We start from the raw sequence: 24359 nt of genomic DNA on the forward strand, positions 1-24359 counted from the left end.
GAAACCGCAAGCGATTTCAACGTCAGCCACGATGAGCGAGTGATCGGCATTCTAACGACAGGCCCGAAGCCGATATTTCTTCAATGCGACAACTAATTACAGATGCACCGAGAAAGCGGTTTGAGCTCATTGACAGCCCAGCAAATTCATGCAAGAGCGAAAGACAGTGAACCGATACATATTGCAAGTTGCGGGCCTATTATTCGTAAACCCTTCTAATCCGGCAAGCGCAGCGTTATGTCTTATTTTTCCGCGGGGCTTTGGAGGCTCTAAAACGGCGCACCGCGTTTCCCTTCGCCCCGGTTTGGCGCGGGCGGTTACACATTGGGTTGTGGCGGGTAACAGCGAGAAAGGCCTGACGGTGCAGATCGATAATTATTGGTTGAGTCGCTGATCGTTCCCACGCTCAGCGTGGGAACGCCTCCCTCGACGCTCTGCGTCGGCTTCTGGGACGCAGAGCGTCCCTTGCTGCATTCCCACGCAGAGCGTGGGAACGATCAAAACATTTGAAATGCGCCCGTTTCCTTGTGGGAGCGAGCCTGCTCGCGAAGAGGCCAGCCCGATCGACACAAATCCACCAGACACAAAAAGCCCCGCCCGGCATCACCGGACAGGGCTCCTATGTTTCTAACGCTTAAGCAACATTCATGGTCTTGTGCGTATCAATCAAATGCTGCACCACACCCGGATCCGCCAGGGTCGAGATATCGCCCAAGCCGTCATATTCCGCCGTGGCAATCTTGCGCAGGATGCGGCGCATGATCTTGCCCGAACGGGTCTTCGGCAGCCCCGGTGCCCACTGGATCACGTCCGGCGAAGCAATCGGGCCGATCTCCTTGCGCACCCAGTTCTTCAGCTCCAGACGCAGTTGCTCGGTCGGCTCCTCGCCGTTCTTCAAGGTCACATAGACATAGATGCCCTGCCCCTTGATGTCATGCGGCACGCCCACCACCGCAGCTTCGGCCACCTTCGGATGCGCGACCATCGCGCTCTCGATCTCGGCGGTGCCCATGCGGTGGCCGGAGACGTTGAGCACGTCGTCCACGCGCCCGGTGATCCAGTAGTAACCATCGGCATCGCGACGCGCGCCGTCACCGGTGAAGTACATGCCACGGAAGGTCTTGAAGTAGGTGTCGACGAAACGATCGTGATCGCCGTACAGCGTACGCGCCTGGCCAGGCCACGAATCGAGAATCACCAGGTTGCCTTCAGCCTCGCCCTCGATGATGTTGCCGAGGTTGTCGACCAGCGCCGGCACCACACCGAAGAACGGACGCGCCGCCGAACCCGGCTTCAGCGCGTGAGCACCCGGCAGCGGGCTCATCATGTTGCCGCCAGTCTCGGTCTGCCACCAGGTATCGACGATCGGGCAACGCGACTTGCCGACATTCTTGTAGTACCAGTCCCAGGCTTCCGGGTTGATCGGCTCACCGACCGAACCGAGCAGGCGCAGGCTGCTGCCATCGGCGCCTTCCACGGCAGCCTGACCCGAGGCCATCATCGCGCGGATCGCGGTCGGCGCGGTGTAGAGGATGTTGACCTTGTGCTTGTCGATGATCTTCGCCACCCGGGTGATGTCCGGGTAGTTCGGCACACCTTCGAACAGCACGGTGGTCGCGCCGTTGGCCAGCGGGCCGTAGACGATGTAACTGTGGCCGGTGACCCAGCCGACGTCGGCGGTGCACCAGTAGATTTCGCCCGGACGGTAGTCGAACACGCGTTCGTGGGTCATCGCCGCATACAGCAGATAACCGCCGGTGGTGTGCTGCACGCCCTTCGGCTTGCCAGTGGAGCCGGAGGTATAAAGGATGAACAACGCTTCTTCGGCGCCCATCTCTTTCGGCGCGCAAACGGTGCCCGCGACCTTCATCAGGTCTTCGTACCAGATGTCGCGATGCTGGTTCCACTTGATGTCGCCACCGGTGCGCTTGCAGACGATGACTTTCTGGATGCTGCTGGTTTCCGGGTTGGTCAGGGCGTCGTCGACGTTGGCCTTGAGGGAAATCTTCTTGCCGGCACGGATGCCTTCGTCAGCGGTGATCACCACTTTCGAGCGGCAGTCGATGATGCGACCGGCCAAGGCTTCCGGCGAGAAACCGCCGAACACCACCGAGTGAATCGCGCCGATCCGGGTGCAAGCCAACATGGCGACCACGGCTTCGGGGATCATCGGCATGTAAATGGTCACCACGTCGCCACGGTGCACGTCCTGACCACGCAGGGCGTTGGCCAGTTTGCACACTTGCTCGTGCAGTTCGCGGTAGGTGATGTTGCGGCTTTCGGAAGGATCGTCGCCTTCCCAGATGATTGCGACTTGGTCGCCGCGCTCGGCCAGATGACGGTCGAGGCAGTTATAGGAAACGTTCAAGGTGCCGTCGGCAAACCACTTGATGTCGACATGGTGATCGTCGAACGACGTCTGCTTCACCGTGGTGAAAGGCTTGATCCAGTCCAGACGCTTGGCTTGCTCGCGCCAGAAGCCGTCAGGGTTGACGACCGACTGCTGGTACATGGCTTTGTAGGTCGCCTCGTCAGTCAGCGTGTTTGCCAGAACCTCGGGACGAACGGGATACAGAGAAGCCGCACTCATCTTTCCTACCTCGGTGTAATAGTTGTTTTTGTATGACCCCGTTGTAGCCGGGTGGGGGCCATAGAACCATTCGACGATGGTAGTAACAAGCCCCTACAAAATGTCCGCATTCCATGTGGGAGCTGGCTTGCCAGCGATGCAGTCAACGCGATCCGTCAGGCAAACCCCATCCGGCCAGACACCAAGACCTCAATCGATTGTTACCAAATCTATCAAAAGTGTTTATCAAAACCGCCCCTGTTTACCGACACCCCACCGCCCTAAAATTCACCTCGCCAACAAGGCAACCGCGATTAACAACGTTACAGCCCCCACGAAGGCCGTTAATCCAGCTCTCCAAGTAACGCATCAAATACTCAAGCTCCACACGCAACCCTAAAAAGGTTGCGTGACCCCACTCGACCTCAAAAAGGTGAATTAGAAATGAAAGCTTTATTGGTTCTGGCCCTCAGCAGTCTGTGCGCAACCGCCATGGCAGACGAGGTCCCGACTGATGTCGCACAGCAACAACCGGTCATCGAGGAATACACTTACTCCACACACCTGGACATCGCCAAAGTTGTATCGATGAGCGAAATTCCAAATGTCTGCGAAGTTGTACCGGCAAAAATGGAATACGACGACTCCAAAGGCCAACGCCACATCCTGCGCTACAGCATCATGGGCAACGGCTGCACGAACTGAATCAGACTGCACCGAATCGGATCGCTCAGCGCTACATTGAGGGTCGATTCCAGCCCGACTTCGGTCGGGCTCAGTTGTGTCTGAAGCCGTGAAAAACGCTTGCAAAACACTAGATATAGTGAAAAACCCACTTTTCTGGCTATTTTTTAAACAAAAAAACACCTGCCAAAAAATTAACGAAAAAAAATCTGCCGGGGTCGACTCCGCGCAAAGCCCTGTAATCCCTCGGTCGGATCGAAATCCACCCCCTCCTCGGCCTCGCCATGAGCCGATTCGCCGCACCACGCCGGTAAAAATTTCCCTATAATGCCGCCCTATACGGGTCAGCAATATTCCCTTACAGGGAGCAAAAGCCATTCTGAAGCCCCGCAACAGTGCCAGACGCTGATTGCGCCCATCAGAGGCTCTCGGAACCCGTCAAAATTTCTGTTTATTTGCCTGCGTGCAACGCTGCAAAAAACGACATCCAACGCGGCTTGTTTGGCCGTGTGAAAAGCCAACCCATCAGGTTTCACACGGGCACAAGCCCTCACGCAGGAGACGACACGTCATGCTGAGCTGGGACGAATTCGATAAAGAAGACAGTGAAGTCGCAACCGTGAAAGGCGCCAACGCCGGCCACGCAAGCGAAGCCAACATGGACCGCCTCGACAACGCCGGCGGCGCCGCAGCGCTGGAAGCCCGCGCCGTCACCGCCGACGACTCGGCCGCCGTGGCCCGCGCCAAGGCTGCACTGAACTCCCTCGACGTCGCCGAAGGCCTCGCCGAACTCGAAGGCGCCTCCGCCCGTGTCGCCGTTGACGAAAAGCGTATGATCAACTGCCGCGCCGACCTCAACCAACTCGTGCCATTCAAGTACGACTGGGCCTGGCAGAAGTATCTGGACGGTTGCGCAAACCACTGGATGCCGCAAGAAGTCAACATGACCGCCGACATCGCCCTCTGGAAAAACCCGGAAGGCCTGACCGACGACGAGCGCCGCATCGTCATGCGCAACCTCGGCTTCTTCTCCACCGCCGACTCCCTGGTTGCCAACAACTTGGTGCTGGCCGTGTACCGTTTGATCACCAACCCGGAATGCCGCCAGTACATCCTGCGCCAGGCTTTCGAAGAAGCGATCCACACCCACGCCTACCAGTACTGCATCGAATCGCTGGCCATGGATGAAGGCGAAATCTTCAACATGTACCACGAGATCCCATCGGTCGCGAAGAAAGCAGCCTGGGGCCTGAAGTACACCCGTTCGATCTCCGATCCGAAGTTCGAAACCGGCACCCCGGAAACCGACAAAGAGTTGCTGCGCAACCTGATCGCCTACTACTGCGTTCTGGAAGGCATCTTCTTCTACTGCGGCTTCACCCAAATCCTCTCCATGGGCCGCCGCAACAAAATGACCGGCGTCGCCGAGCAGTTCCAGTACATCCTGCGCGACGAATCCATGCACCTGAACTTCGGCATCGACGTGATCAACCAGATCAAAATCGAAAACCCACACCTGTGGGACGCCGAAATGAAGGAAGAAGCGACCCAGATGATCCTGCAGGGCACGCAGCTGGAGATCGAATACGCCCGCGACACCATGCCTCGCGGGGTGTTGGGTATGAATGCGGCGATGATGGAGGACTACCTGAAGTTCATCGCTAACCGTCGTTTGAGCCAGATTGGTTTGAAGGAAGAGTACCCAGGGACGACTAACCCGTTCCCTTGGATGAGCGAGATTATGGACTTGAAGAAAGAGAAGAATTTCTTTGAGACTCGCGTGATCGAATACCAAACTGGTGGGGCGTTGAGCTGGGATTAATCTCTACAGCCTACCGATTCCTTCGAGGCTCGGTAATTTAAGATAAAAAATAAGAGCCCTGAATATCAGGGCTTTTTTTTAAGTTCTAGTCAGCCCCACCCGTAAAACTAGCAAAAACTCAAGATTGATGATGGCGCAGCGCCATGCTATAACAAACAATCTTTCCAATGTCTAAAACGAGTTAATATGCGCGCATACCAGATCCCTTCAAATAGACGCTATTGGGTAGTGCGCGCCGAAGGAGGTGCGTACTACCAGAATTTCGTACAAAATTCGATTGTAGCGATAGGGCACTTTGACGAGCTTGAAATTCAAGTAGAAGATACTAAAAATTTTCTGCCAGACTACGAAGAACTTCGTACTACAACGATAACAAAAGCAAAGCTTAAAGAGTTAAACAGAAGGCAAGCCGCCAGTCAGTTCAGTCAGATCAAGCATTTTATATTCGATATTGGCGTAGGTGACTGGGTGATAACAGTTAGTAGCGCTAGCATTCGAGTTGGGTTAGTAACATCCACTCCATACATAGAAAACACCCCAAATATCACATATCACGACACCTACCAAAACAACTCAACAACAATGAGTTTCAAGCTGCGTCGAAATATTGATTGGGGACCTTCAATTTCTCGGGCAAATATCCCTTATGGGTTACAGTCAACTTTAAAAGCCAATCAGACAGTATTCAACGTAGACAAACACGTAGAAGCAATTGCCCACACACTTTATCCATCCTTTATACTTGACGGAGCACTACACTTATCTATAAGAATTCGCACCAAGGATGAGATTAAAAACCAAAGCATGGTATCACTGCTGAACTTTTTAAACGAAATCGAAATCTTCGCAAAAGAATCAGAACATCTAACAGTTGAAAACTTCAATGAAGCCTTGCTACATTATTTACGGCAGCATTTATTAACGCTCACCACCAAAGCCCAGTATCACTCCCCTGGAGACATATGGGCAAAAATAAAAAACATAAAAGAGCCTAAGAACATTGCAACAGCTTTAATGCTTTACGGGATGATTTTTGGAAACTCGACTGCCGGCATGGATGGAATACTGGATTTGCAAACCCGACAAAAAATCTGGGACCTAGTTATTCATCGCATTGACTCAACCAACATAATTGATGCCTCCAAAGATTTGAAGTTAGAACCACCAAAATACGACACTCAAAAGCTTGAAAGCCTTGATAAAACACGATTCCACGAACTATGAAGCTTATGTATAGAAGGGTATTCCAAGCAACACCTAATAGGTCTACCCCTTTCCTTCAGTGCCGCGCAAACCATTCCAATCTGAAAGTGATAGGCGGCTGCATTTCGTTGTATATACTCCTATAAACCAACAACAAAACAGTTGTGGCAAGCGCGGATCTAATTAAAGCTCTTAGGTCTCTCTGGCTAGAATCAAAACCAACCTTAACCAGCACAAACTCATCACCAGGAGCAAGCACCCTTCCGTCGATATTATCTGCAAAACCGTCCCACACTACCTCAACAGCCAAGCAACCGAAAGAATCGATGAGTCTTTTAAACACGCCTTCTCTGTTTACAACGGAAAACTCATCAACAATCAATGGGCCGACCCCATTATTCTTTAGAGATATAAAAATAAGATCATCATAATCCCCTTTTGAGAAGTGAGCGATAGACCTCAAGGACAACTTATTGTGCCTCCCTCTGAGTACTCAAAGTACTTACGCCAACGAATAAAGATATTACCGAAACAAGCACAGCACTCAGTGCTATCACCAATTCAGCATTCAAATCAACCCACCCCATCTAACACCCCAATTCCTAATAGTGACAACGATATATCCTACAAGCCTGTGCGAATTATAGACTCTTTTCTCACTACTTTATTATGCAAAAAAAATCCATACGCAGACTTGCTTGATTATATAATTTCGACACCTTATGCTTCTGTTCGGTGCCTAAGAAACACCCCACACAGCGGATCAACCGCACCCGACAGTAGCGCCTTTTTTGTGCCTACGGTTTCCCCGTGCGCATAGAAAACTCTGTTATGCCGGGAGTGGGCGAATACAAGACCCGAAAGGGGAATATGTCCGGCCCTCTGTGTGGGGTTTCTTAGCTCCCGGCACCCAGCCTTAAGAAAGCTGAGATCACACAGAGGTAAATGGATATGCCTAAAAATGTCTCCTTCGGCACGAAGGAAATCTGCTTCAACCTCAACATCATCTGCATGCTTCCAGCAGTGGAGGCCTGCCATGTCTGAACCTCAAAGTTCGACTGTTTTTACTCTGCACAAACTCTCTCTCCACGCCCTCCTCCTTGAAGGCCAGCCATGGTTTTGCGCACGCGATATTGGTCGCTTGATGGGCGTCCATCTCAGTGATCGAATGGTCAGCAAACTGGACAAGGATCAGCATCGTTTTCTGTGGATTGAGCATCATCGGCAACCTGAAAAGCAATTGATGCTCAGTGAGTCAGGCGTGTATGCGCTGTTGGTGTATCACTACGTCCCAGGGAATCGGCCGTTGCGCGAATGGCTGACCCATCAGGTGGTTCCAGCCTTACGCGATGCTGCGTCCTCAGAAAATCCAGATCTACCTATGCTGAGTTTTTTGAAATGGCCTGAGATGTCTGTGAGTCTGTTGCATTGGCAGGATGAAAGCTGGATTCGGCTACGAGATATGCCGTATCTGTTGCAGGGTCAGACACAGCAGCGAGCGACTGCCCCGAAGTCTTGGTGGCGGAAGGCTGCAGAGGTATTTCAGTCTTCGAAGCATCTGATGAGTTAGGTGCTGCTTGTGAGATCACTTGCGAGAACTGTCGCAAATCTCTGTAGGAATTTTCCTAGACAGCCGTAATGGCCACTCAGTATCGTCCGAGGGTTTACAACCCTCGGCGATTTTATGAGCGACAAGAAAAAAGACACTGACTGGACTGTTGCTGAGATTGAGGCAGCGGTTGATGCCTATCTGAAGATGTTTGAGCTTGAGCGAATCGGCCAAAAATTTAACAAAGCACATGAGAATCGCGTGCTGCGTACAGCTGCGTTGCACAACCGCACTGAAGGCTCAGTTGAATTCCGCATGCAGAACATCTCTGCCGTTTTATTGAGAATGCATAGGGAATACATCAAAGGGTACAAGCCTGCCAGAAACGTTGGGACTAACGTTGAGCCAGCCATCCGAGCAGTGTTGATTGCAAAAGGGGTCACGCTTGGGGATCCAACGGTTGCGACTGCGGATGAAGAAGCTCTAGAGCAGAGAGCTCTGGCGCTAGAGAAACTGCCTCTTGAAGATGAACCTGCTGGGATTTTGAAGCCGAAGCGCGCTCCCGCCCAAAGCACTGCATTTATACGTGACCCGAAGGTTAGAGCATGGGTCCGTCAGAAAGCCAAAGGGATATGTGAAGGTTGCGGTGAACCGGCGCCGTTCACTAAAAATGACTCGCCTTACCTCGAAGTTCATCACGTGAAGCATTTGGCGAATAAGGGCTCTGATCGAATCAGCAACGCTGTAGCGCTTTGTCCGAACTGCCATCGGCGCTGCCATCACTCGAATGACAGCAAGGAGTTCACCGAGTCGCTCTATGACAGGGTTAAACGGTTAAAGCGTGAGTACCCGAACCGCAAAACGATGTGACGAGAGAGCTTGCCCTCGCTCGGCCGTGAAATCTGGTTGATGCCACCAATCGCCAGCAAGCTGGCTCCCACAGGTTTGCATCACTTCTTGAAAACAATCAGTGCAACCCACCCCACCTCCCGCTATTAATACCCCCTCCCCCACTCAAGGATCCGAGCCCCACCATGAAATTCGATCTCGCCTACTGCCTCAGCCTCGACGACAAGTTGTCGATCTATGACGTTCGCGATCTCAATTTCGATGAGACGGTGGCGTTTGACTCTGCGAAGGAACATTTCCAGTGCCCCAACGATGCCTGTCGTTCGGCGTTCGCGGCGGCCAACGAGTTGGGTACGTTCAACGCCAAGAACGTGAATTACGTGCGCACGCCGCACTTCAAGAATCTGCCCACGACGCAGCATGTGGCGGGTTGTCCGTATGTGAGTTTGAAGGCGTCGGCGTCTGGGGTTGAGGCGTTGGATGGCGAGGCGGATGACGGGCGGGAGGAACACTTCCCATCAGAGTTGTTGCTGACGCGGCGCGAATATGTGCGCAAGCCTGTCGCACCAGCGGGAGCGGCGGATGTGTTGCGGGATGATCCGCTGCGGGCGGCGACGGACAGTGGCAAGGAGTCGGCGGGTCGTGAGTCGGCGCCGGACAAGACCAGTGTGTTTGCGCATCCGGTGGAGTGTTTTGTTTCCAACTTCGCCGACAAGGAGTTGCTCAAGCGCATGCCGTTGAAGATTGGCGAGCATACGGCGCCGTACAGTTCGTTTTTCAAGAAGATCGAGTATCTGACGGACAACAAGGGGCTGATTTACTGGGGGCGGATCAAGAAGATCGAGGACTTCCACAGCGCCAGTTTTCGGATCGACTTCGAGGACAAGGTCTGGTTCAAGAAGCCCGAGGACAGTAAGAAGAAGCCGTATCCGGTCAGCGTTTATCTGAACAAGAAGCTGATCGACAACTACCGCAAGCGCAAGGCGTTCCTGGAAGAGATCAAGCATGCGGTGGATAGCGACAAGGCGTTGTTCTGTTTCTTCTATGGGGTGACGCCGGAGTTGAAGCAGGTGCCCGGCAAGAAGAACCCCGAAAAACCTTTCGAGGTCTTCAATGCCAATATCGAGAACCTGGATCACTTCATTATTCGTGAAGCGCCGGGGTTGGAATGAAAGTTAGCTTTCGGGCAGTTGCAGTTTCACGGCACCCGGATGCTGCTTGAGCAGACCATAGGGTAGAACGCCCCATTCGACGTATCCGCAAACTGCCATGACATGCGGATAGGACGGAAAAAAGGTGACGCCTTTTTCTCCAAACTGCCACATAGGAAATTGCCAGGGTTCTGGCTCGTCATAGCCGCAATCATTTTCGCCCTCAGCGACAACGGTCATTTCGGTAGGGTAACGCTTCGACAATTGTTCGACGAGCCAAGGGGCGAGTTTTTTGGCGCGGTAATTGGAGATTTCCTCCGAAGATGCGTCTGGTAATTCTTCACGATGCAGCGGCTCGCCCTGGCCCACCCACAGCACATCTTCAAGGCTCAACAGTTGCCCAGTCCGCGTATCGAAGTTCAGCGATTCATTATTTTGATCAGGATACGCACCGCCGCAATAATACTCGGTGGAAACTCGCACGCTCATGACTGAAGAGGACATCCACAGCGGCTGCGCGGATTGCGCGTAACTCCCCGAACAACCGTAATGTTGCGACACTTCGCTCCATAACCGCGCCCTCAAATATTGATTGATGCGTTCCTGCGCTGCCGGGGCGTAACCCGATACCACTTCAAACAGCGAAGCCCCCGACTTCGGCTCGCTCCACCATTGCAGGGTGTAGCCCATGAAGGTGTCAGTCTTGCCTTTTTTCAACAGCAAACCCTCAAGCCGCAGGTATTCGTAGGGCTGTGTGTCATGCAGTTGCGCCAGATATGGCGCGGCATCTGCAGGAACATCAGGAAGCCTGGCGGGTTGTAGGTCCACTTTTAGCGTTTTTCCGGATTGGGCCTTCCACTCGCCGCTCCAACCGCTGAGTGTGGGCAGCAAGCGCAAGGTCGGGCGCGAGTCACCGTCCATCGCAGCGCCTTCCAGCATCACCAACGCGTCGCCCTCTTTACTAGTTTCCAGCGCAAGGTCGGTTCGGTATTTTCGGTAAAAATAACGTCCTTCGTTGTAGCGCGCGTCGAGCTCGACAACAATCGCGGCTTTACCCAAGGTGCCGGTAAAGACTTGCCTGTTGTCTTCGGCCCAGGTGCGCGGTGAGAGACATAAAGCTACAAGTGCTAAAGCCAAGTTGATACGCAACAGTCCAAGATGCATCGTTTCATCCTTGAATGAGCGGGCCGTTGCCCGTAAAAAAGCGTCGCAAATGGTGACGGGCCAGACTCAATTCCTCGAATCCTGCCTCTCATACTCTTCCATAAAAGCCTTGCGCTCCATCTCCGCTATCTCCCGCGCGACTTGATGCCGGCGCTCTTTCGCAGCATGCAGCTGGACATCATCGAGGAAGCAATAATGGCGCAGCCAGTGAAGCGTCATTTCCTCGTCCGGGAAGTTATAGGACTTGGCTCCCTTGCTGTTTCTTGGCGTGTCGTTCATTTGTTCGTCGAAAACCATCGCCGTGACTTCATTGGGTGGTAAGCAACCCGTTCCAGCGACCTTGTCTCGAAAACACCAGGCAATTTCATCAATGTGTTTTTGCGCGCTGCGATGGCCGCGCCGATAGAATCGCTGGTGCTCACAAGTCTGTTGCATCCGCGCCAACATCACCTCGGGGTCTAGCCATTGTCCGAGGCCATGGTTTTGGGCATTGATCATCAGGCCATTCACCCAACGCTCGGTGAAGCGCAAAACGAACTCGTGATCGTCGGCTTTTTTCGCGTCAGCCAGGATCACGCAATAGCGGGTTTTGATGTGCAGGACCAACAACACATGTTTGCGCTGCACAGTGATCGCATGAACCAACCACTGTTCGTCCGCGCCGTTCAGCTCATCATCCTCAATAACTGATGACGGCGGTTTGGTGTCCACCGGCGTGATCGTTTTGCCTTTATGAACACGGCTGAAGAACTTGCTGGCGGCTTCGGTGCAATTGAAGATCAACATTCAGATTCTCTTGGGAACGCGGGTGACATTGGTTCAGTCATCTCGAACGATCTCTTCGACCCACTCAATTTCATATCGCTGACGTTCGATATCAGAGATCCGCGTCTGTACTTCATCGCTCAGAATCGACAATTCCGCATCGGTCAATAAATCATGCGAAATCATGAGGGTCAGCTTCCACATTGCGGAGGAACGAGACAGTCCATCGAACATGCGAGCCATGTCGTGGTTTCGATCGTTGATCAAGCCATAGATCATGCCGTAACGGGCATGGGCGGACAGCGCACCGTGCTGAGTGATTGTCTTGGTATCGGCGAGCACGCCTTGGCAAAAACGGTCGAGCGCGACTTTGCGCAGTTGCTTAAATTTCTTCCAGTCACTTTCACTGATCGACATCACGTTCCCCGTATTTTCCGTTTGACCTCAGGAAGGGTTCACCCAGTTAACCGCAATAGTTCATCTTGTCCACATAACCAGCGTCACTAGCATAAGTAAGCCGATATAGATTCGGGCATGCATTCTATCTGGTATCCGCCCAATCCACCGCGCAGCCAATCTGATCCCCAGCAACGAACCAACCGTCAGCAGCGCAAACGCCAGCACATCGACATATCCGATATACCAAACGCCCAAATCAACCCCGGTTATACCGGCCAGCGCCATGTACGTCAGCGTCCCCGCCAACGCTACCGGCACGCTGAGCGGATTGGCCATGGACGTCGCTTGCGACATGCTCAGCCCGCAACGGCGCAGCAGCGGCACGGTCATGACGCTTCCTCCTACACCGAGAAACGTCGCGATGGCGCCGATGCCTACGCCGCCGGCGGATATTTCTGTTGAGGTCAGTTGCCTTGGGAATATGGTTTGGGACTGCGTGAGAAATCCGCGGCGCAGCAGGCAATCGACGATGGTCACGCCCAGGTAGGCGATGAAGGCGTAGCGGATCATTTGACCGCTGACCCACATCGCAGCGATTGCACCGACGACAGCGCCCCCGCCGATAAACCCGCCCAATGGCCAGAGGTAGTCCCGGAGCAGATTGCCAGCGCGTTGGTGTTTGCGTGTGGCGATCAGGGCGTTGACGATCATCACGCAGGTCGAGGTGGCCACGGCGATGTGCATGGCCGACTGGGCGATGGGGTCGTCGGCTGCGTGGCTGGCGGTGAGCATGCGATAGAGCAGCGGCACGATGACGAAGCCGCCGCCGAAGCCGAAGAGCACGGCGCTGATGCCGGTGAGGCAACCGAACAGTGTAAGCAGGAGGTAGAACATGGTGGGCGTCCAGGATCGGGGGAGCCCAGGACATTAGAGCGTGATGCACTGGCCGGCTTCAGTAGTTGGGCCAATAATGTTCGCGTTTACGCCAATCGCTGGAACACGCCTGATGCGCAATATTTCGATCAATCAGCTCGATGACACGCCTCGCCCGGTCGTGGCCATCGGTACCGATTATTCCCACGGCCACCTACTCCCGTTTCATACGCATCGACGTGGGCAATTGCTCTACGGCGCAACAGGCGTGATGCAAGTCAGCACTCGGAACGGTAATTGGGTGGTGCCGCCGCAACGCGCGGTGTGGATTCCGCCGGGCGTGGCCCACGAGGTGTTTATGCTCGGGGTGAGCACGCGCAGCCTTTACATCGAACCGGGCAACGTGGAATTGGGGTCGGACTGCCAAGTGCTCAATGTGTCGCCGCTGCTGCGGCATTTGCTGATGGAAGCGGTGGACGTGCCACTGATGTACGACCAGGCCGGACGCGACGGTGTGCTGATCAACTTGCTGTTGCATGAACTGGCACGCAGCGCGCCCCTTGCCCTACACATTCCCATGCCAGCCGAAGGAAAACTCCTCAGTCTGTGTCAGACCTTTCTGAACATGCCCAATGCCCACCAATCGCCGCAGGATTGGGCCGATCAGTTACACATAAGCTTGCGTACCTTTAACAGATTGTTTCGGCAGCAGACCGGGCTCAGCTTTCGTCAGTGGCGCCAGCAGGCGTGCGTCGTGCAGGCGTTGGCACGGTTGGCAGCGGGGGAAGCGGTGACGCGGATTGCCCTGGACTTCGGCTACGAGAGCCCGGCGGCGTTTTCGACGATGTTTCGGCGTGTGCTGGGACAGGCACCGTCCGTCTGGTTAGAGCCGACGAACTAGGCAAATTCGAAAAATGCGTTTGATCCCGGCCGAAAACAACTGTACAAAAACACAGTACATTTTCAATCAGCACTTTTGAGCCGGAGCACACCATGGCCTCTCTTGCGATGAACCACGTCCTCGAACGCATTGCCCTTTTCCAGTTCACCCCGACCCACTGCGTCCAGGCCCGCGCCATGCTGGGCTGGAGCGTTGAACAACTGTCGCGCGAGGCCGAGGTGGCGGTGGCAGATATCCAGCGGTTCGAAGCGCAGCAGGACGTGGCGGACGCCGCGAGACTGGCACTGGCTTATCGGTTTGAAGCGCAGGGGTTGGTGTTCTTCCCGGGGTTTGCACCGGGGCGCAGTGTCAGGGCACAGGGTATGGCGGGGGAATCGGTGGGGCGTGGGGATTTTGCGATGGCCGAATAAGGAGCGCTAAGGATGGACATCGAAAGAAGCATGGGCAACGTCTACGCAGATTTGGAACTGCAGGGTGCAGATGAAATGCTGATCAAATCGGGATATGCGACAAAAATGGCCGCGTTGATCAAGACTGCCAACCTGAACGAATCTGAAGCGGCGCAAATTACTGGCATCACCTTGGAAACACTAAGTCAGATACTTCGTGGAAAATTCAGGGATTTGTCAGTCGCTACGATGGAGGATTACCACCGGCGAATGAAGGAAATAGGAATCTGATTCATCCGGTTCGCACCGAGGCGAACCGGATGAAATCGTCAGGCGTTCTGCACTAGCGCCTCCCCCTCCTCTTCAACCGCCATCCACCACGCACTCCCCCGTTGTGGATGCGCAAGGTTGAACGCCTCCCCCATCCGCGGTGTGGTAATCGCAATACTGCGTTCCCATGCAAGCGCAAGGATGCGGTCAAAAGGTTCGTGCCAGGCGTGCATGGCCAGGTCGAAGGTGCCGTTGTGGATCGGGAAGAGCCAGCGGCCCTTGAGGTCGATGTGGGCTTGCAGGGTTTCTTCCGGTTGCATGTGCACGTGGGGCCATTCGACGTTGTAGGCGCCGGTTTCCATCAGGGTCAGGTCGAACGGGCCGTATTGTTCGCCGATGCGTTTGAAGCCGTCGAAGTAACCGCTGTCGCCGCTGAAGAAGATCCGTGTGTCGGCATCGATCATCACCCATGACGCCCACAGCGTGCTGTTGCCGTCGAACAGGCCACGGCCGGAGAAGTGCTGCGATGGGGTGGCGATGAAGCGGATACCGGCGATTTCGGTGCCCTGCCACCAGTCGTACTGGCGCACCTTGCTGGCGTCGATGCCCCATTTGATCAGGGTGTCGCCCACGCCCAGCGGAGTCAGGAAGTAAGTGGTTTTGGCGGCGAGTTTGAGTACCGCTTCGTAGTCGAGATGGTCGTAATGATTGTGCGAGAGGATCACCGCTTCGATCGGCGGCAGTTCGTCGATGCTGATCGGTGGTTGGTGGAAGCGTTTCGGGCCAGCCCATTGCACCGGCGAGGCGCGCTCGGCGAAGACGGGGTCGGTGATCCAGAATTTGTCGCGCATCTTCAGCAACAGCGTCGAGTGCCCCAAGCGGTAAACGCTGTGATTGGGCGCTGCGAGCAGATCTTCGCGAGTAAGCGGCTGCACAGGAATGGCGGCGCTCGGACGGGTGTCGCGCGGTTTGTGGAAAATCATGTTCCACATGATCCGCAGCATTTTGCGCAGGCCTTCGCGCTGAACCGGCGCATGATTGCGAAACAGCCCTTGATCCTGGCGCGAGGCTTCAGGCGTGGGTGTGTTGTCCGGGAGAGAGACTGGATTGGCCATGACTGAACGACTCCGAAAAACCGTGTGCTGCACGGTATTCCACGGGAAATGAAAATGGCCAAGCTGCACGCAAAGGCCAAACGCTCTGGTTTGTAAGGTGCGAGGATTAACGCAACATTACACTGAGCGGTGTAGTTTCTAGGTTGCATCAAAGCCGACGCCAAGTAAACTGCCGAGTGTAATTTCCCCCCTTCTCTGCCGAAGTCCGCTCATGACCGCTCCACAACGCCTCACCGACCGCAAACGCGAAGCCATCATCCAGGCGGCGATCGCCGAATTCCGTGCCCACGGGTTCGAAATCACCAGCATGGACAAGATCGCCGCCACGGCCGGCGTGTCGAAGCGGACGGTGTACAACCACTTCCCAAGCAAGGAAGAGCTGTTCGCCGAGATCCTTAATCAGTTGTGGGCGCGGATCATTGCCGAGCCATCGGTGAGCTACGACCGCGAGCAACCGCTGCATGAGCAGCTGCGCCTGATGCTGCGAGAAAAAGTGCAGATGATGGCTGACGAGAATTTTCTCACCCTCGCCCGGGTGGCGATTGCCGCAACCATTCATTCCCCCGAACGTGCGCAGAACATGATCGAGCGCATGGGCGAGCGCGAGGAAGGCCTGACCGTCTGGATACGCGCAGCACAAGCCGACGGACGGCTCAAGCCGGTGGATCCAGAATTTGCCGCGCATCAAGTACAAGGTTTGCTCAAGGCATTCGCGTTCTGGCCGCAGATCTCGCTGGGTCGCGCGGCCCTTGATCCAGACGCGCAGAATGCAGTTGCCGAGTCGGCGCTGGAGATGTTCCTGGCACTGTATCAGCGGTGAATCACTGGCGCGGCGAGCCGCGTACAACTAATTTCGCAAAAAGTTATACAAACTCGTGAAAAATTCCTTTCTTGTACAACTTTATTAAGTTTTGTATAAGTAGCCATCTGCCAGTAACGGAACGCTGGCATTGAGCAGTCACCACCGAATGCCGTCTGTGCATTTCGGTCTGCCGGCGCAGGAATAGGGACTGAATCCTTTTGATTTTCCCCACTTCCCGAGTATCGCAAGCATGTTCTTCAATCGCCAGAAAGCCGCCCTCGCTGAACTGCAACACACCGTTTTTGACCAGGCTGCAATGCTCGAAGCGATCAACCGTTCGATGGCGGTGATCGAGTTCGATCTTGATGGCGTGGTGTTGCGTGCCAATGACAACTTCCTCAAGACCATGGGTTACACGGCTGCCCAAGCGATCGGCCAGCCGCACCGGCATTTCTGCACACCAGAGTTCGGGCGCAGTGCCCAATACACCGAGCTGTGGTCACGCCTGAAAAACGGTCAGTTCCAGTCCGGCACCTTTGAACGGGTCGACAGCAAAGGCCAGCCGATCTGGCTCGAGGCCAGTTACAACCCGATCAAGGATGCGTCGGGACGGGTGATCAAAGTGGTCAAGTACGCGATGGATGTCACCGCCAAGGTGCAGCAGGAGAACGAGGCCAACGCCAAACTGCAGGCGATTGATCGCGCGATGGCGGTGATCGAGTTCGATCTCGACGGCAATATTCTTACCGCCAACCAGAATTTTCTCACGCGCATGGGTTACAGCCTCGCAGAGCTCAAGGGCCAGCATCACCGCTTGTTCTGCACCCCGGCGCTGGTCAACAGCGGCGCCTATCAGGATTTCTGGCGGCGCCTGAATCAGGGCGAGTTCTTCCACGGGCAGTTCGAGCGCGTGGATAAACGCGGTCAAATCGTCTGGCTGGAGGCCAACTACAACCCGGTCTACGACGCTTCGGGGCGTTTGTACAAAGTCGTGAAGTTCGCGTCTGACGTTACCGCCCGTGTCGAGCAACACGAGCAGGACGCGCGCAGTGCCAGCACCGCTTACCACATCTCGGTAGCAACTCGAAAAGTCGCCGAGCAAGGTACGCAGGTGATTCAACAGGCTGCCAGCGAAATGCGCGAAATCGCCGAAGACATCAGCCAGTCCTCAACGCTGATCGCACAACTGGGCGACCGCTCCGAGCAGATCACCGCCATCGTCAACACCATCCGCGCGATCGCCGATCAGACCAACCTGCTCGCCCTCAACGCCGCCATCGAAGCCGCGCGCGCCGGTGAACAGGGCCGCGGCTTTGCCGTGGTGGCCGATGAAGTACGGCAACTGGCGGCGCGCACCAGCGGTTCCACCGCGGAGATTTCCACCATGATCAGTCTGATCCAAAGCGAAACACGGCAGGCGATCAAGAGCATGCAAGGCACCCGCGACCGCGCCGCAGAAGGCGTGGAACTGGCCAATCAGGCCGGCACGGTGATTCTGCAGATTCGCGATGGCGCCAGTGAGGCGGTGGATGCGGTGAGCATGTTTGCCAATGAGCGGGTGCCGGGGTAATGGCGGTAGTCCCAGTCACCAGGTGAAACTCGGGATAGTGGGATGGCAATCACGCGATCTATAGTGACTGCCATCCATCAGCAAGCGCAGGGAAATCCCATGGAAAATCGCGCCGTCCGCATCGCCCTGGTTGGCGATTACGACCCCCAAGTTACCGCTCATCAAGCAATCCCGGTTGCACTCGGCCTGGTCGCCGAACACCTGCAACGCACCGTGCAGTTCGAGTGGTTGGCCACTGAAGAGATCGGCACCGACACTGCGCTGACTCAATTCGATGGATTCTGGTGTGTACCCGCCAGCCCTTATAAAAGTGAAGACGGTGCGCTACGCGCCATCCGCTTTGCCCGCGAGCAAGGGCGACCTTTCCTCGGCACCTGTGGCGGTTTTCAGCACGCGGTTCTGGAATATTCGCGCAATGTGCTGGGCTGGGCCGACGCCGAGCATGGGGAAATCTCGCCAGAATCCGAACGCGCTGTGCTCACGCCGCTGAGCTGCTCGCTGGTTGAGGCCATCGACGTCATTCACCTCCAGCCCGGCTCGTTGATCGCCAAGGCGTACGAAAAGTCTGAAATTGAAGAAGGCTATCGCTGCCGCTACGGCGTGAATCCGCAGTTCGAACAGCATTTGATGAGCGATCAGCTACAAGCGGTAGGCCGTGATTCAGCGGGGGATCTGCGCGCTATCGAACTGAAAAAACATCCGTTTTTCGTCGCCACGCTGTTCCAGCCGGAACGCGCCGCACTAAAAGGAAAAATGCCACCGCTGGTTCGCGCATTTATCGAAGCCTGCGGATTGCGGGATTGAGCGTTATGCATTCGGCCATTGAGGTTGGCGGCGCCCACAACGCCGCCTTCGCGAGCAGGCTCGCTCCCACATTGGATCTGTGGCGTTCACAAAATCCTTGTGGGAGCGAGCCTGCTCGCGAAGAGGCCCGCAACCACACTGCAAAACCTCAACCGCGCACCAGACTCCGCACCGCCACAATCTCCGGCACTTCAACCTTGCTCATGTAAACCCGTAACGGTTCGGTGATGTTGATCCGGTCGTCGATGTGTTGATCGAGCAGCAGCTGAATCAATTCGCGCTTGAGGGTCATGGTGGTGTCCGACGCCGTCGCCCAGACGAATTCACTGGCCGGGATGATGCCGTCGTCGGCCACGTCCATGCCGAACGAATCTTCGCTGAAGCGCACGATGTACTGGCCGGTCTTGCGGTTGAGGCCGACGAAGCCTTTGAGATCGTCGGCGGCCTGGCAGATGAGTTGGGAGGTGATGCGCATGGTAAACCTCACGAAAGATGATCGATGGTTTACACGCAGGGCAATGTAGCGGCGCGCCCTCTGCCGGGGCATATGCCGTGGGCAAGCGTACTGCAAACAGCGCCACAAAAGTGCAGGAAATTTCCGTTTTGCTCGGTTTATGTCGGTCTGGCGATAGCCCTGCGGCGCGTCAATTGTTAAAAGGTACGTCTCGAAAAAAACCTGCGAAAGGAACTCGACCATGCCTGCCACTTTTACCCGAAGCGCTCTGGTGCTGAGTCTGTTGTTCGGCCTCGGTCAGGCGCATGCCGCCAGCCACCCGGAGCCCAAGGCAATCGCTGCCGCCCATGGCATTCCGCATCCTGCGGTGATCGCCCACCGTGGCGCGTCGTTCGATGCCCCGGAATCTACCGCTGCGGCCTACAAACTGGCCCGTGACCTCGGCGCCGATTACCTGGAAATGGATTTGCAGCGCAGCAAGGACGGCGTGCTCTTCGCCCTGCACGACGACAACCTGCAACGCACCACCGACGTCGCCAGCAAATTCCCCGAGCGCAAGGACAGCCCGGCCACCGCGTTCACCATGGCCGAGCTGAAAACCCTCGATGCCGGCAGCTGGTTCAACAGCAAATATCCTGACCGCGCACGCCCCTCCTACGCCGGGCTGAAGATTCTTACCCTCGATGAAATCATCGACATCGCCCGCGCCAACCCGCAGCACAAGCCGGGCCTGTACATCGAAACCAAAGAGCCGCAGCTGTTTCCCGGCATCGAACATGACCTCAAGGAAAAACTCCAGGATCGCGGCTGGCTGAGTCCGGCCGGTTCGAAGCTGGCGAAAAGCGCGCTGGGCGTCGGTCAGGGCAAAGGCAAGGTGATCCTGCAGACCTTCGATAAGAACAGCCTGCAATTGCTGGAAAAGGAAATGCCGCAAGTGCCGAAGATCCTGCTGTTGTGGGTCGGCGAAGGCAGCATCGAGCCTAAATCTGCGGTGACGTTTGCCACGTCCGGCGAGAAAGACAAAAACGTTTTCTACGGCAAGCAGGAACCCAAGTCAGAAGCGGAATTCAAGCAATGGGTCGACTACGCCAAGGCTCAGGGCGCGATCGGCACCGGCCCTTCGGCGAAGCTGACTCAGGGTGGTGATCAGAGTTACTCCGACCTGGTGCAATCGTGGATGAATAAGTACACCCACGACCAAGGCATGCTGGTGCATGTTTATACGGTCGACGAGGCGGTGGACTACGAGAAAGTCATGGCAGCGGGTGTCGACGGCATCTTTACCAACCGCGCCAGTGAACTGTTGAAGTTTTACAAGCGTCCGGCTGTTGGCAGTGTTGATGAGGTTCTGAAGAAGAACGGTTTCTAAGTTGTTATCGAGTCGCCTGCTTCGCGAGCAGGCTCGCTCCGACAAAGAGCAGTTTTATCGCGAAGCAGAGATTTAAGGGTGAGTTAAGTTGCGCTGGTTAATCTGAACCCACTTACACAGATCAACCACTTCAACGCACTGCCAAGGAATGAACCGATGAAAACTTTGACTGCCCTGTTTACCGCCGCTGCCCTGACCCTCACCGCTGGCCTGGCTCAGGCTGATGTTCGCATCGACCAGATCCCGCAACTGGTCAAGGACGGCAAGATCAAGTCGCTGGAATCGATGAACGCCGAAGCACTGAAACTGCACCCGGGCGCAACGATTACCGACACCGATCTGGATAACCACTTCAATGGTTACGAGTATGAAGTTGAACTTAAAACTGCTGACGGCAAAGAGTTCGACGTGGACTTTGATGCCACCACCGGTAAAGTGCTGAGCGACAAGCAAGACACTTGATAGACCGCTGTTAAAGAGCCGCACGATTTAACGATCGTGCGGCTTTTTTGTGGCTGCGGATTGGGGCGCAAACTTTGTGTGGTCTGTGAAATCGATCCCCCTCACCCCAGCCCTCTCGCCCAGGAGAGGGAGCCGATTTGCGGGCCGCTCAAACCCGAGTTCGACTCGGTATTGCAAGTTCGGTGCAATTCACCCATTCCCTGCGGCCAGTCCCCTCTCCCTCCGGGAGAGGGTTAGGATGAGGGGCTGACAAACCACCACCCAAAATCAAGCACTCAACCGCGCCGTCACCTCATTCAACTGCCCCGACAATCCGTGCAGGTTCTGACTGGCACTTTCGGTGCGCTGCACGTTGTCCAGGTTGGTGCTGGCAATCGCGGTGATTTCAGTCAGATTGCGCGAGATATCCTCGGCCACTGAAGTCTGCTCCTCAGCGGCCGTGGCGATCTGCCGGTTCATGTCGCGAATCGCTTCCACGGCCAAGGTGATGCGCTCCAGCATCGCGCCGGCCTGGGTCACTTGCTCGACACTTTCATCACTGCGCGCCTGACCGCTCTCGATAGCCTGCGCGGCATCGAGAGCGCCGGTCTGCACGTTCTGAATGATCTGGTTGATCTCGATGATCGACTCCGCCGTGCGCTGAGCGAGATTGCGCACCTCATCGGCGACGACGGCAAAACCACGCCCGGCCTCGCCCGCCCGCGCCGCTTCGATGGCCGCGTTGAGCGCCAGCAGGTTGGTCTGTTCGGCGATGCCACGAATCACTTCCAGCACCTTGCCGATACGACCGCTGTCGGTTTCCAGGCGACGGATCACCGTGGCGGTGTTGGCGATCTCGCCGCGCATCTGCGTGATCGAATGGATGGTGGTCTGCATGACCTTTTCACCCTGCTGCGCCGACTGATCGGCATCGTCGGCAGCACGTGCGGCATCGGCGGCGTGACGGGCGACTTCCTGGGCTGTGGCGGACATTTCATTCATCGCCGTGGCCACTTGATCCGTGCGGTTGAATTGCTCGCTGGTGCCGCCGGCCATGGTCGTGGCAATGGCGTTCAACTCGCCGCTGGCGCTGTCCAGATCACCGGCGCTGCGTTGCAAACGAGTGAAGGTGTCCGCCAGAAAATCGCGCAGAGTGTTCGCTGCGGCGGCGAGGTTGCCCAGTTCATCGCGACGCTCGCTGACAACACGTTCAGCCAACTGGCCACGGCTCAAGCGGGTGACGTAATCGATGAGGTTGCGGATCGGTTCGATCAGGTTGCGGCTGACCAGCCACAGGCTCAGCAGACCGATCAGCAAGCCTGATGCGAGCATCACCAACAGGCCCAGCCACACGGTACGGTCAGCGCTGGCGCTGATCAATGCCGACTGCGCGGTGCCCTGCTCGCGCAGCTCGGCGACCAGTGCGCTCATCTGCTCGCTGGCGGCGCGATCAACGCCTTTGACCGCTGCGTCGCCGGCGCTCGGATCACCACCGGCAGCCACGTAGGCATCGCGGCCTTTCTGGTAGGCCGCGCCCAACTGGCGATGCTCTTCGCGCAAGCGGTCGATGCGGGATTTGAGATTGGCCTCGATGCCTTTCTGGCCGGCCAGTTCGCCGAGAATATTCTGCACGTCGCGCTGACGCTCTTCGAACTGGCTCCAGTATTTCGCCAGATCCGCCGGTTGCTTGCCGCGCAGCAGAACGTTTTTCCATTCCTGCACCTGCACTTTGAATTGCAGGTTGGCTTCATCGATCAGTTGCGACGTGTGCAACGGGCCGGCGATCAACTGGCTATAGCTTTGCACACCGTTGGAGAGGAAATGAAAGCAGGCCAGCGCGATCAACAATATCGCCAGCAGACTGCCGCTCAGCAGGGCGAGAATTTGCGTTCTCAGGGATTTTTGCAGCATTGCAAGGTACTCGAAGCAGGGATGAGGCACGCCCGAGCGGACGTGAAAAATGGCCGGACTTCCCTGTCGACGTACCATGGCCAAGGGCCGATGGCGCGCAACCTAACTCACCTGAGATCGGCGCGCCAGAGCGCTTCTTGAGAATCTTCCGACAGTCGGTAACGCGTTGATTTGCAGTCACTTTACTGTCACAAAACGGTCATGTTGGCTTGCGATCATGCCGCTCAGGTGAACCTGAAAATCCCCCACCAGACACCCTCCTCCCAGCGAGCCGCCATGAACCACAGCCTCGATATCAGCCATCGCGCCCCGGACCTGTTTGGCTTGCTCTACGGCTTTCGCTTCCTGCCCGGAGAGCGCGGGCGCGAGATCGATTCGGCGACGGCTTTGCGCTGTTTGCAGGACGACGGCGACAGCGAAGAGTTTCTCTGGCTGCACCTGAACCTGGCCCACGCCGCGTGCGAGCGCTGGATGAAAAGTCATCTGCAATTACCCGAGGAGTTTTTCGAAGCGCTGCACGAAGGTTCGCGTTCGACGCGCATCGAGCATGTCGATTCGGCGCTGCTGGCGGTGGTCAACGATGTGGTGTTCAACCTCAGCAGCATGGTCTCCTCCGACGTGTCGACGCTGTGGGTCTGCGTGCGCAGCAAACTGATCGTCAGCGCGCGCCTGCAACCGCTGCATTCGGTAGATAAATTGCGCTCGTCGGTAAAGGCCGGCGAGTGCTTTCGCTCGCCCTCGGAATTGCTCGTGCATCTACTGCGCGATCAAGGTGAGGTGCTAACGCAGATCGTGCGCAAGACCAGCCTGAGTGTTGATCAGGTCGAAGACGAACTGCTCTCCTCGCGCCTGTCGACCAATCGCGCCGAACTTGGTGCCAACCGTCGCGTGCTGGTGCGTCTGCAACGGCTGTTGGCGCTGGAGCCGGGTTCGCTGCTGCGCCTGCTCAATCGTCCGCCGCCGTGGTTGCAGAAGGAGGACGTCAAGGAACTGCGCAAATCCACTGAGGAGTTTGCGCTGATCATCAACGACCTCACCGCCCTCGGCGAACGCATCAAACTGTTGCAGGAAGAAATCGCCGCCAACCTCAACGAACAGAGCAACCGCACGCTGTTCACCCTGACGGTGGTGACAGTGCTGGCCTTGCCGATCAACATCATTGCCGGTTTTTTCGGGATGAATGTCGGCGGTGTGCCGCTGTCCCAGGATCCGCACGGATTTTGGGTACTGGTTGCGCTGGTGGCGACGTTCACCGTGATTGCCGGGCGCTGGGCGTTTCGCAAGCGTGGCGATTACTGAGCGCAA

Annotated in this window: 24 protein-coding genes; 15 read left to right on the forward strand and 9 right to left on the reverse strand. The window is 56.1% G+C overall.

Annotated features, from left to right (window positions below; genetic code table 11):
• Positions 1 to 634 precede the first annotated feature (634 nt).
• Entirely contained in the window at positions 635 to 2590 is a 1956-nt protein-coding gene (acs, locus tag ACYSTU_RS01650) for an acetate--CoA ligase (protein ID WP_016773581.1), read from the reverse strand.
• Positions 2591 to 3013: 423 nt separating this feature from the next.
• Here acs and ACYSTU_RS01655 point away from each other — a divergent pair, with 423 nt between their 5' ends.
• The 3 genes from ACYSTU_RS01655 to ACYSTU_RS01665 all read left to right on the forward strand — a co-directional run bounded on the left by ACYSTU_RS01655 (position 3014) and on the right by ACYSTU_RS01665 (position 6299).
• On the forward strand, positions 3014 to 3274 hold the full coding sequence (locus tag ACYSTU_RS01655; RefSeq protein ID WP_016773580.1) for a DUF2790 domain-containing protein: 261 nt from the start codon (positions 3014 to 3016) through the stop codon (positions 3272 to 3274).
• A 550-nt stretch (positions 3275 to 3824) separates the two neighbouring features.
• Complete coding sequence (locus ACYSTU_RS01660) at positions 3825 to 5075, forward strand: ribonucleotide-diphosphate reductase subunit beta (RefSeq protein WP_016773579.1); 1251 nt, start codon at positions 3825 to 3827, stop codon at positions 5073 to 5075.
• A 186-nt stretch (positions 5076 to 5261) separates the two neighbouring features.
• Positions 5262 to 6299 carry a hypothetical protein gene (locus ACYSTU_RS01665; RefSeq protein WP_310405375.1) on the forward strand — a complete coding sequence of 346 codons (1038 nt, stop codon included), beginning with the start codon at positions 5262 to 5264 and terminating at the stop codon, positions 6297 to 6299.
• Between the two features lie 55 nt (positions 6300 to 6354).
• Here the strand turns inward: ACYSTU_RS01665 and ACYSTU_RS01670 are convergent, their stop codons facing one another.
• Entirely contained in the window at positions 6355 to 6741 is a 387-nt protein-coding gene (locus ACYSTU_RS01670) for a hypothetical protein (protein ID WP_498995362.1), read from the reverse strand.
• A gap of 573 nt (positions 6742 to 7314) precedes the next feature.
• Between ACYSTU_RS01670 and ACYSTU_RS01675 the strand changes: the two genes are divergently transcribed.
• The 3 genes from ACYSTU_RS01675 to ACYSTU_RS01685 all read left to right on the forward strand — a co-directional run bounded on the left by ACYSTU_RS01675 (position 7315) and on the right by ACYSTU_RS01685 (position 9848).
• Positions 7315 to 7848, forward strand: a complete 534-nt coding sequence (locus tag ACYSTU_RS01675; protein WP_498995364.1) for a BRO-N domain-containing protein — start codon at positions 7315 to 7317, stop codon at positions 7846 to 7848.
• A 114-nt stretch (positions 7849 to 7962) separates the two neighbouring features.
• Positions 7963 to 8697: an HNH endonuclease gene (locus ACYSTU_RS01680; protein WP_498995367.1), complete on the forward strand. Its 735-nt coding sequence runs from the start codon at positions 7963 to 7965 to the stop codon at positions 8695 to 8697.
• Positions 8698 to 8861: 164 nt separating this feature from the next.
• Positions 8862 to 9848 carry a hypothetical protein gene (locus ACYSTU_RS01685; RefSeq protein ID WP_498995371.1) on the forward strand — a complete coding sequence of 329 codons (987 nt, stop codon included), beginning with the start codon at positions 8862 to 8864 and terminating at the stop codon, positions 9846 to 9848.
• A 3-nt stretch (positions 9849 to 9851) separates the two neighbouring features.
• Here ACYSTU_RS01685 and ACYSTU_RS01690 read toward each other — a convergent pair whose 3' ends face one another.
• From ACYSTU_RS01690 to ACYSTU_RS01705, 4 genes are all read right to left on the reverse strand, one after another.
• Positions 9852 to 10991, reverse strand: coding sequence for a hypothetical protein (locus ACYSTU_RS01690; RefSeq protein WP_498995374.1), 1140 nt, complete (start codon positions 10989 to 10991; stop codon positions 9852 to 9854).
• Positions 10992 to 11057: 66 nt separating this feature from the next.
• Positions 11058 to 11777 carry a DUF6933 domain-containing protein gene (locus tag ACYSTU_RS01695; protein WP_498995377.1) on the reverse strand — a complete coding sequence of 240 codons (720 nt, stop codon included), beginning with the start codon at positions 11775 to 11777 and terminating at the stop codon, positions 11058 to 11060.
• 33 nt (positions 11778 to 11810) lie between these two features.
• On the reverse strand, positions 11811 to 12173 hold the full coding sequence (locus tag ACYSTU_RS01700) for a hypothetical protein (protein WP_137213959.1): 363 nt from the start codon (positions 12171 to 12173) through the stop codon (positions 11811 to 11813).
• A 60-nt stretch (positions 12174 to 12233) separates the two neighbouring features.
• Positions 12234 to 13049, reverse strand: a complete 816-nt coding sequence (locus ACYSTU_RS01705; protein ID WP_498995381.1) for a sulfite exporter TauE/SafE family protein — start codon at positions 13047 to 13049, stop codon at positions 12234 to 12236.
• Positions 13050 to 13161: 112 nt separating this feature from the next.
• Between ACYSTU_RS01705 and ACYSTU_RS01710 the strand changes: the two genes are divergently transcribed.
• From ACYSTU_RS01710 to ACYSTU_RS01720, 3 genes are all read left to right on the forward strand, one after another.
• Entirely contained in the window at positions 13162 to 13929 is a 768-nt protein-coding gene (locus ACYSTU_RS01710; RefSeq protein WP_498995383.1) for an AraC family transcriptional regulator, read from the forward strand.
• Between the two features lie 92 nt (positions 13930 to 14021).
• On the forward strand, positions 14022 to 14339 hold the full coding sequence (locus tag ACYSTU_RS01715) for a helix-turn-helix domain-containing protein (protein ID WP_039758012.1): 318 nt from the start codon (positions 14022 to 14024) through the stop codon (positions 14337 to 14339).
• Positions 14340 to 14351: 12 nt separating this feature from the next.
• On the forward strand, positions 14352 to 14609 hold the full coding sequence (locus tag ACYSTU_RS01720; protein ID WP_498995386.1) for a helix-turn-helix domain-containing protein: 258 nt from the start codon (positions 14352 to 14354) through the stop codon (positions 14607 to 14609).
• A 38-nt stretch (positions 14610 to 14647) separates the two neighbouring features.
• Here the strand turns inward: ACYSTU_RS01720 and ACYSTU_RS01725 are convergent, their stop codons facing one another.
• Positions 14648 to 15703: an MBL fold metallo-hydrolase gene (locus tag ACYSTU_RS01725; protein ID WP_125917208.1), complete on the reverse strand. Its 1056-nt coding sequence runs from the start codon at positions 15701 to 15703 to the stop codon at positions 14648 to 14650.
• Between the two features lie 211 nt (positions 15704 to 15914).
• On the opposite strand from ACYSTU_RS01725, the gene ACYSTU_RS01730 reads away from it, so the two are divergent.
• From ACYSTU_RS01730 to ACYSTU_RS01740, 3 genes are all read left to right on the forward strand, one after another.
• On the forward strand, positions 15915 to 16523 hold the full coding sequence (locus ACYSTU_RS01730) for a TetR/AcrR family transcriptional regulator (protein WP_016773570.1): 609 nt from the start codon (positions 15915 to 15917) through the stop codon (positions 16521 to 16523).
• A gap of 232 nt (positions 16524 to 16755) precedes the next feature.
• Positions 16756 to 18075 (forward strand): methyl-accepting chemotaxis protein, encoded by a 1320-nt coding sequence (locus ACYSTU_RS01735; RefSeq protein ID WP_110602425.1) that lies wholly within the window; start codon positions 16756 to 16758, stop codon positions 18073 to 18075.
• 99 nt (positions 18076 to 18174) lie between these two features.
• A complete protein-coding gene (locus ACYSTU_RS01740) occupies positions 18175 to 18879 on the forward strand; it encodes a CTP synthase C-terminal region-related (seleno)protein (protein ID WP_217878699.1) in 705 nt (234 codons plus the stop codon).
• Between the two features lie 148 nt (positions 18880 to 19027).
• Here the strand turns inward: ACYSTU_RS01740 and ACYSTU_RS01745 are convergent, their stop codons facing one another.
• Positions 19028 to 19354: a DUF2025 family protein gene (locus tag ACYSTU_RS01745; protein WP_073472085.1), complete on the reverse strand. Its 327-nt coding sequence runs from the start codon at positions 19352 to 19354 to the stop codon at positions 19028 to 19030.
• Between the two features lie 220 nt (positions 19355 to 19574).
• Here ACYSTU_RS01745 and ACYSTU_RS01750 point away from each other — a divergent pair, with 220 nt between their 5' ends.
• Positions 19575 to 20702 (forward strand): glycerophosphodiester phosphodiesterase, encoded by a 1128-nt coding sequence (locus ACYSTU_RS01750; protein ID WP_498995404.1) that lies wholly within the window; start codon positions 19575 to 19577, stop codon positions 20700 to 20702.
• Positions 20703 to 20858: 156 nt separating this feature from the next.
• On the forward strand, positions 20859 to 21164 hold the full coding sequence (locus ACYSTU_RS01755; protein ID WP_016773566.1) for a PepSY domain-containing protein: 306 nt from the start codon (positions 20859 to 20861) through the stop codon (positions 21162 to 21164).
• Between the two features lie 267 nt (positions 21165 to 21431).
• Here ACYSTU_RS01755 and ACYSTU_RS01760 read toward each other — a convergent pair whose 3' ends face one another.
• Positions 21432 to 23054: a methyl-accepting chemotaxis protein gene (locus ACYSTU_RS01760; RefSeq protein WP_498995412.1), complete on the reverse strand. Its 1623-nt coding sequence runs from the start codon at positions 23052 to 23054 to the stop codon at positions 21432 to 21434.
• A gap of 276 nt (positions 23055 to 23330) precedes the next feature.
• Between ACYSTU_RS01760 and ACYSTU_RS01765 the strand changes: the two genes are divergently transcribed.
• Positions 23331 to 24353 carry a transporter gene (locus ACYSTU_RS01765; protein WP_016773564.1) on the forward strand — a complete coding sequence of 341 codons (1023 nt, stop codon included), beginning with the start codon at positions 23331 to 23333 and terminating at the stop codon, positions 24351 to 24353.
• Positions 24354 to 24359 lie beyond the last annotated feature (6 nt).

It is taken from the genome of Pseudomonas glycinis (genome assembly GCF_054871425.1).

Coding starts and splice junctions, on each gene's coding strand:
- ACYSTU_RS01710 (WP_498995383.1), top strand. CDS start 13,162: ATGCGCAATATTTCGATCAATCAGCTCGATGACACGCCTCGCCCGGTC.
- ACYSTU_RS01680 (WP_498995367.1), top strand. CDS start 7,963: ATGAGCGACAAGAAAAAAGACACTGACTGGACTGTTGCTGAGATTGAG.
- ACYSTU_RS01665 (WP_310405375.1), top strand. CDS start 5,262: ATGCGCGCATACCAGATCCCTTCAAATAGACGCTATTGGGTAGTGCGC.
- ACYSTU_RS01695 (WP_498995377.1), bottom strand. CDS start 11,777: ATGTTGATCTTCAATTGCACCGAAGCCGCCAGCAAGTTCTTCAGCCGT.
- ACYSTU_RS01715 (WP_039758012.1), top strand. CDS start 14,022: ATGGCCTCTCTTGCGATGAACCACGTCCTCGAACGCATTGCCCTTTTC.
- ACYSTU_RS01660 (WP_016773579.1), top strand. CDS start 3,825: ATGCTGAGCTGGGACGAATTCGATAAAGAAGACAGTGAAGTCGCAACC.
- ACYSTU_RS01690 (WP_498995374.1), bottom strand. CDS start 10,991: ATGCATCTTGGACTGTTGCGTATCAACTTGGCTTTAGCACTTGTAGCT.
- ACYSTU_RS01705 (WP_498995381.1), bottom strand. CDS start 13,049: ATGTTCTACCTCCTGCTTACACTGTTCGGTTGCCTCACCGGCATCAGC.
- ACYSTU_RS01760 (WP_498995412.1), bottom strand. CDS start 23,054: ATGCTGCAAAAATCCCTGAGAACGCAAATTCTCGCCCTGCTGAGCGGC.
- ACYSTU_RS01675 (WP_498995364.1), top strand. CDS start 7,315: ATGTCTGAACCTCAAAGTTCGACTGTTTTTACTCTGCACAAACTCTCT.
- acs (WP_016773581.1), bottom strand. CDS start 2,590: ATGAGTGCGGCTTCTCTGTATCCCGTTCGTCCCGAGGTTCTGGCAAAC.
- ACYSTU_RS01735 (WP_110602425.1), top strand. CDS start 16,756: ATGTTCTTCAATCGCCAGAAAGCCGCCCTCGCTGAACTGCAACACACC.
- ACYSTU_RS01725 (WP_125917208.1), bottom strand. CDS start 15,703: ATGGCCAATCCAGTCTCTCTCCCGGACAACACACCCACGCCTGAAGCC.
- ACYSTU_RS01745 (WP_073472085.1), bottom strand. CDS start 19,354: ATGCGCATCACCTCCCAACTCATCTGCCAGGCCGCCGACGATCTCAAA.
- ACYSTU_RS01700 (WP_137213959.1), bottom strand. CDS start 12,173: ATGTCGATCAGTGAAAGTGACTGGAAGAAATTTAAGCAACTGCGCAAA.
- ACYSTU_RS01755 (WP_016773566.1), top strand. CDS start 20,859: ATGAAAACTTTGACTGCCCTGTTTACCGCCGCTGCCCTGACCCTCACC.
- ACYSTU_RS01730 (WP_016773570.1), top strand. CDS start 15,915: ATGACCGCTCCACAACGCCTCACCGACCGCAAACGCGAAGCCATCATC.
- ACYSTU_RS01750 (WP_498995404.1), top strand. CDS start 19,575: ATGCCTGCCACTTTTACCCGAAGCGCTCTGGTGCTGAGTCTGTTGTTC.
- ACYSTU_RS01685 (WP_498995371.1), top strand. CDS start 8,862: ATGAAATTCGATCTCGCCTACTGCCTCAGCCTCGACGACAAGTTGTCG.
- ACYSTU_RS01765 (WP_016773564.1), top strand. CDS start 23,331: ATGAACCACAGCCTCGATATCAGCCATCGCGCCCCGGACCTGTTTGGC.
- ACYSTU_RS01720 (WP_498995386.1), top strand. CDS start 14,352: ATGGACATCGAAAGAAGCATGGGCAACGTCTACGCAGATTTGGAACTG.
- ACYSTU_RS01655 (WP_016773580.1), top strand. CDS start 3,014: ATGAAAGCTTTATTGGTTCTGGCCCTCAGCAGTCTGTGCGCAACCGCC.
- ACYSTU_RS01740 (WP_217878699.1), top strand. CDS start 18,175: ATGGAAAATCGCGCCGTCCGCATCGCCCTGGTTGGCGATTACGACCCC.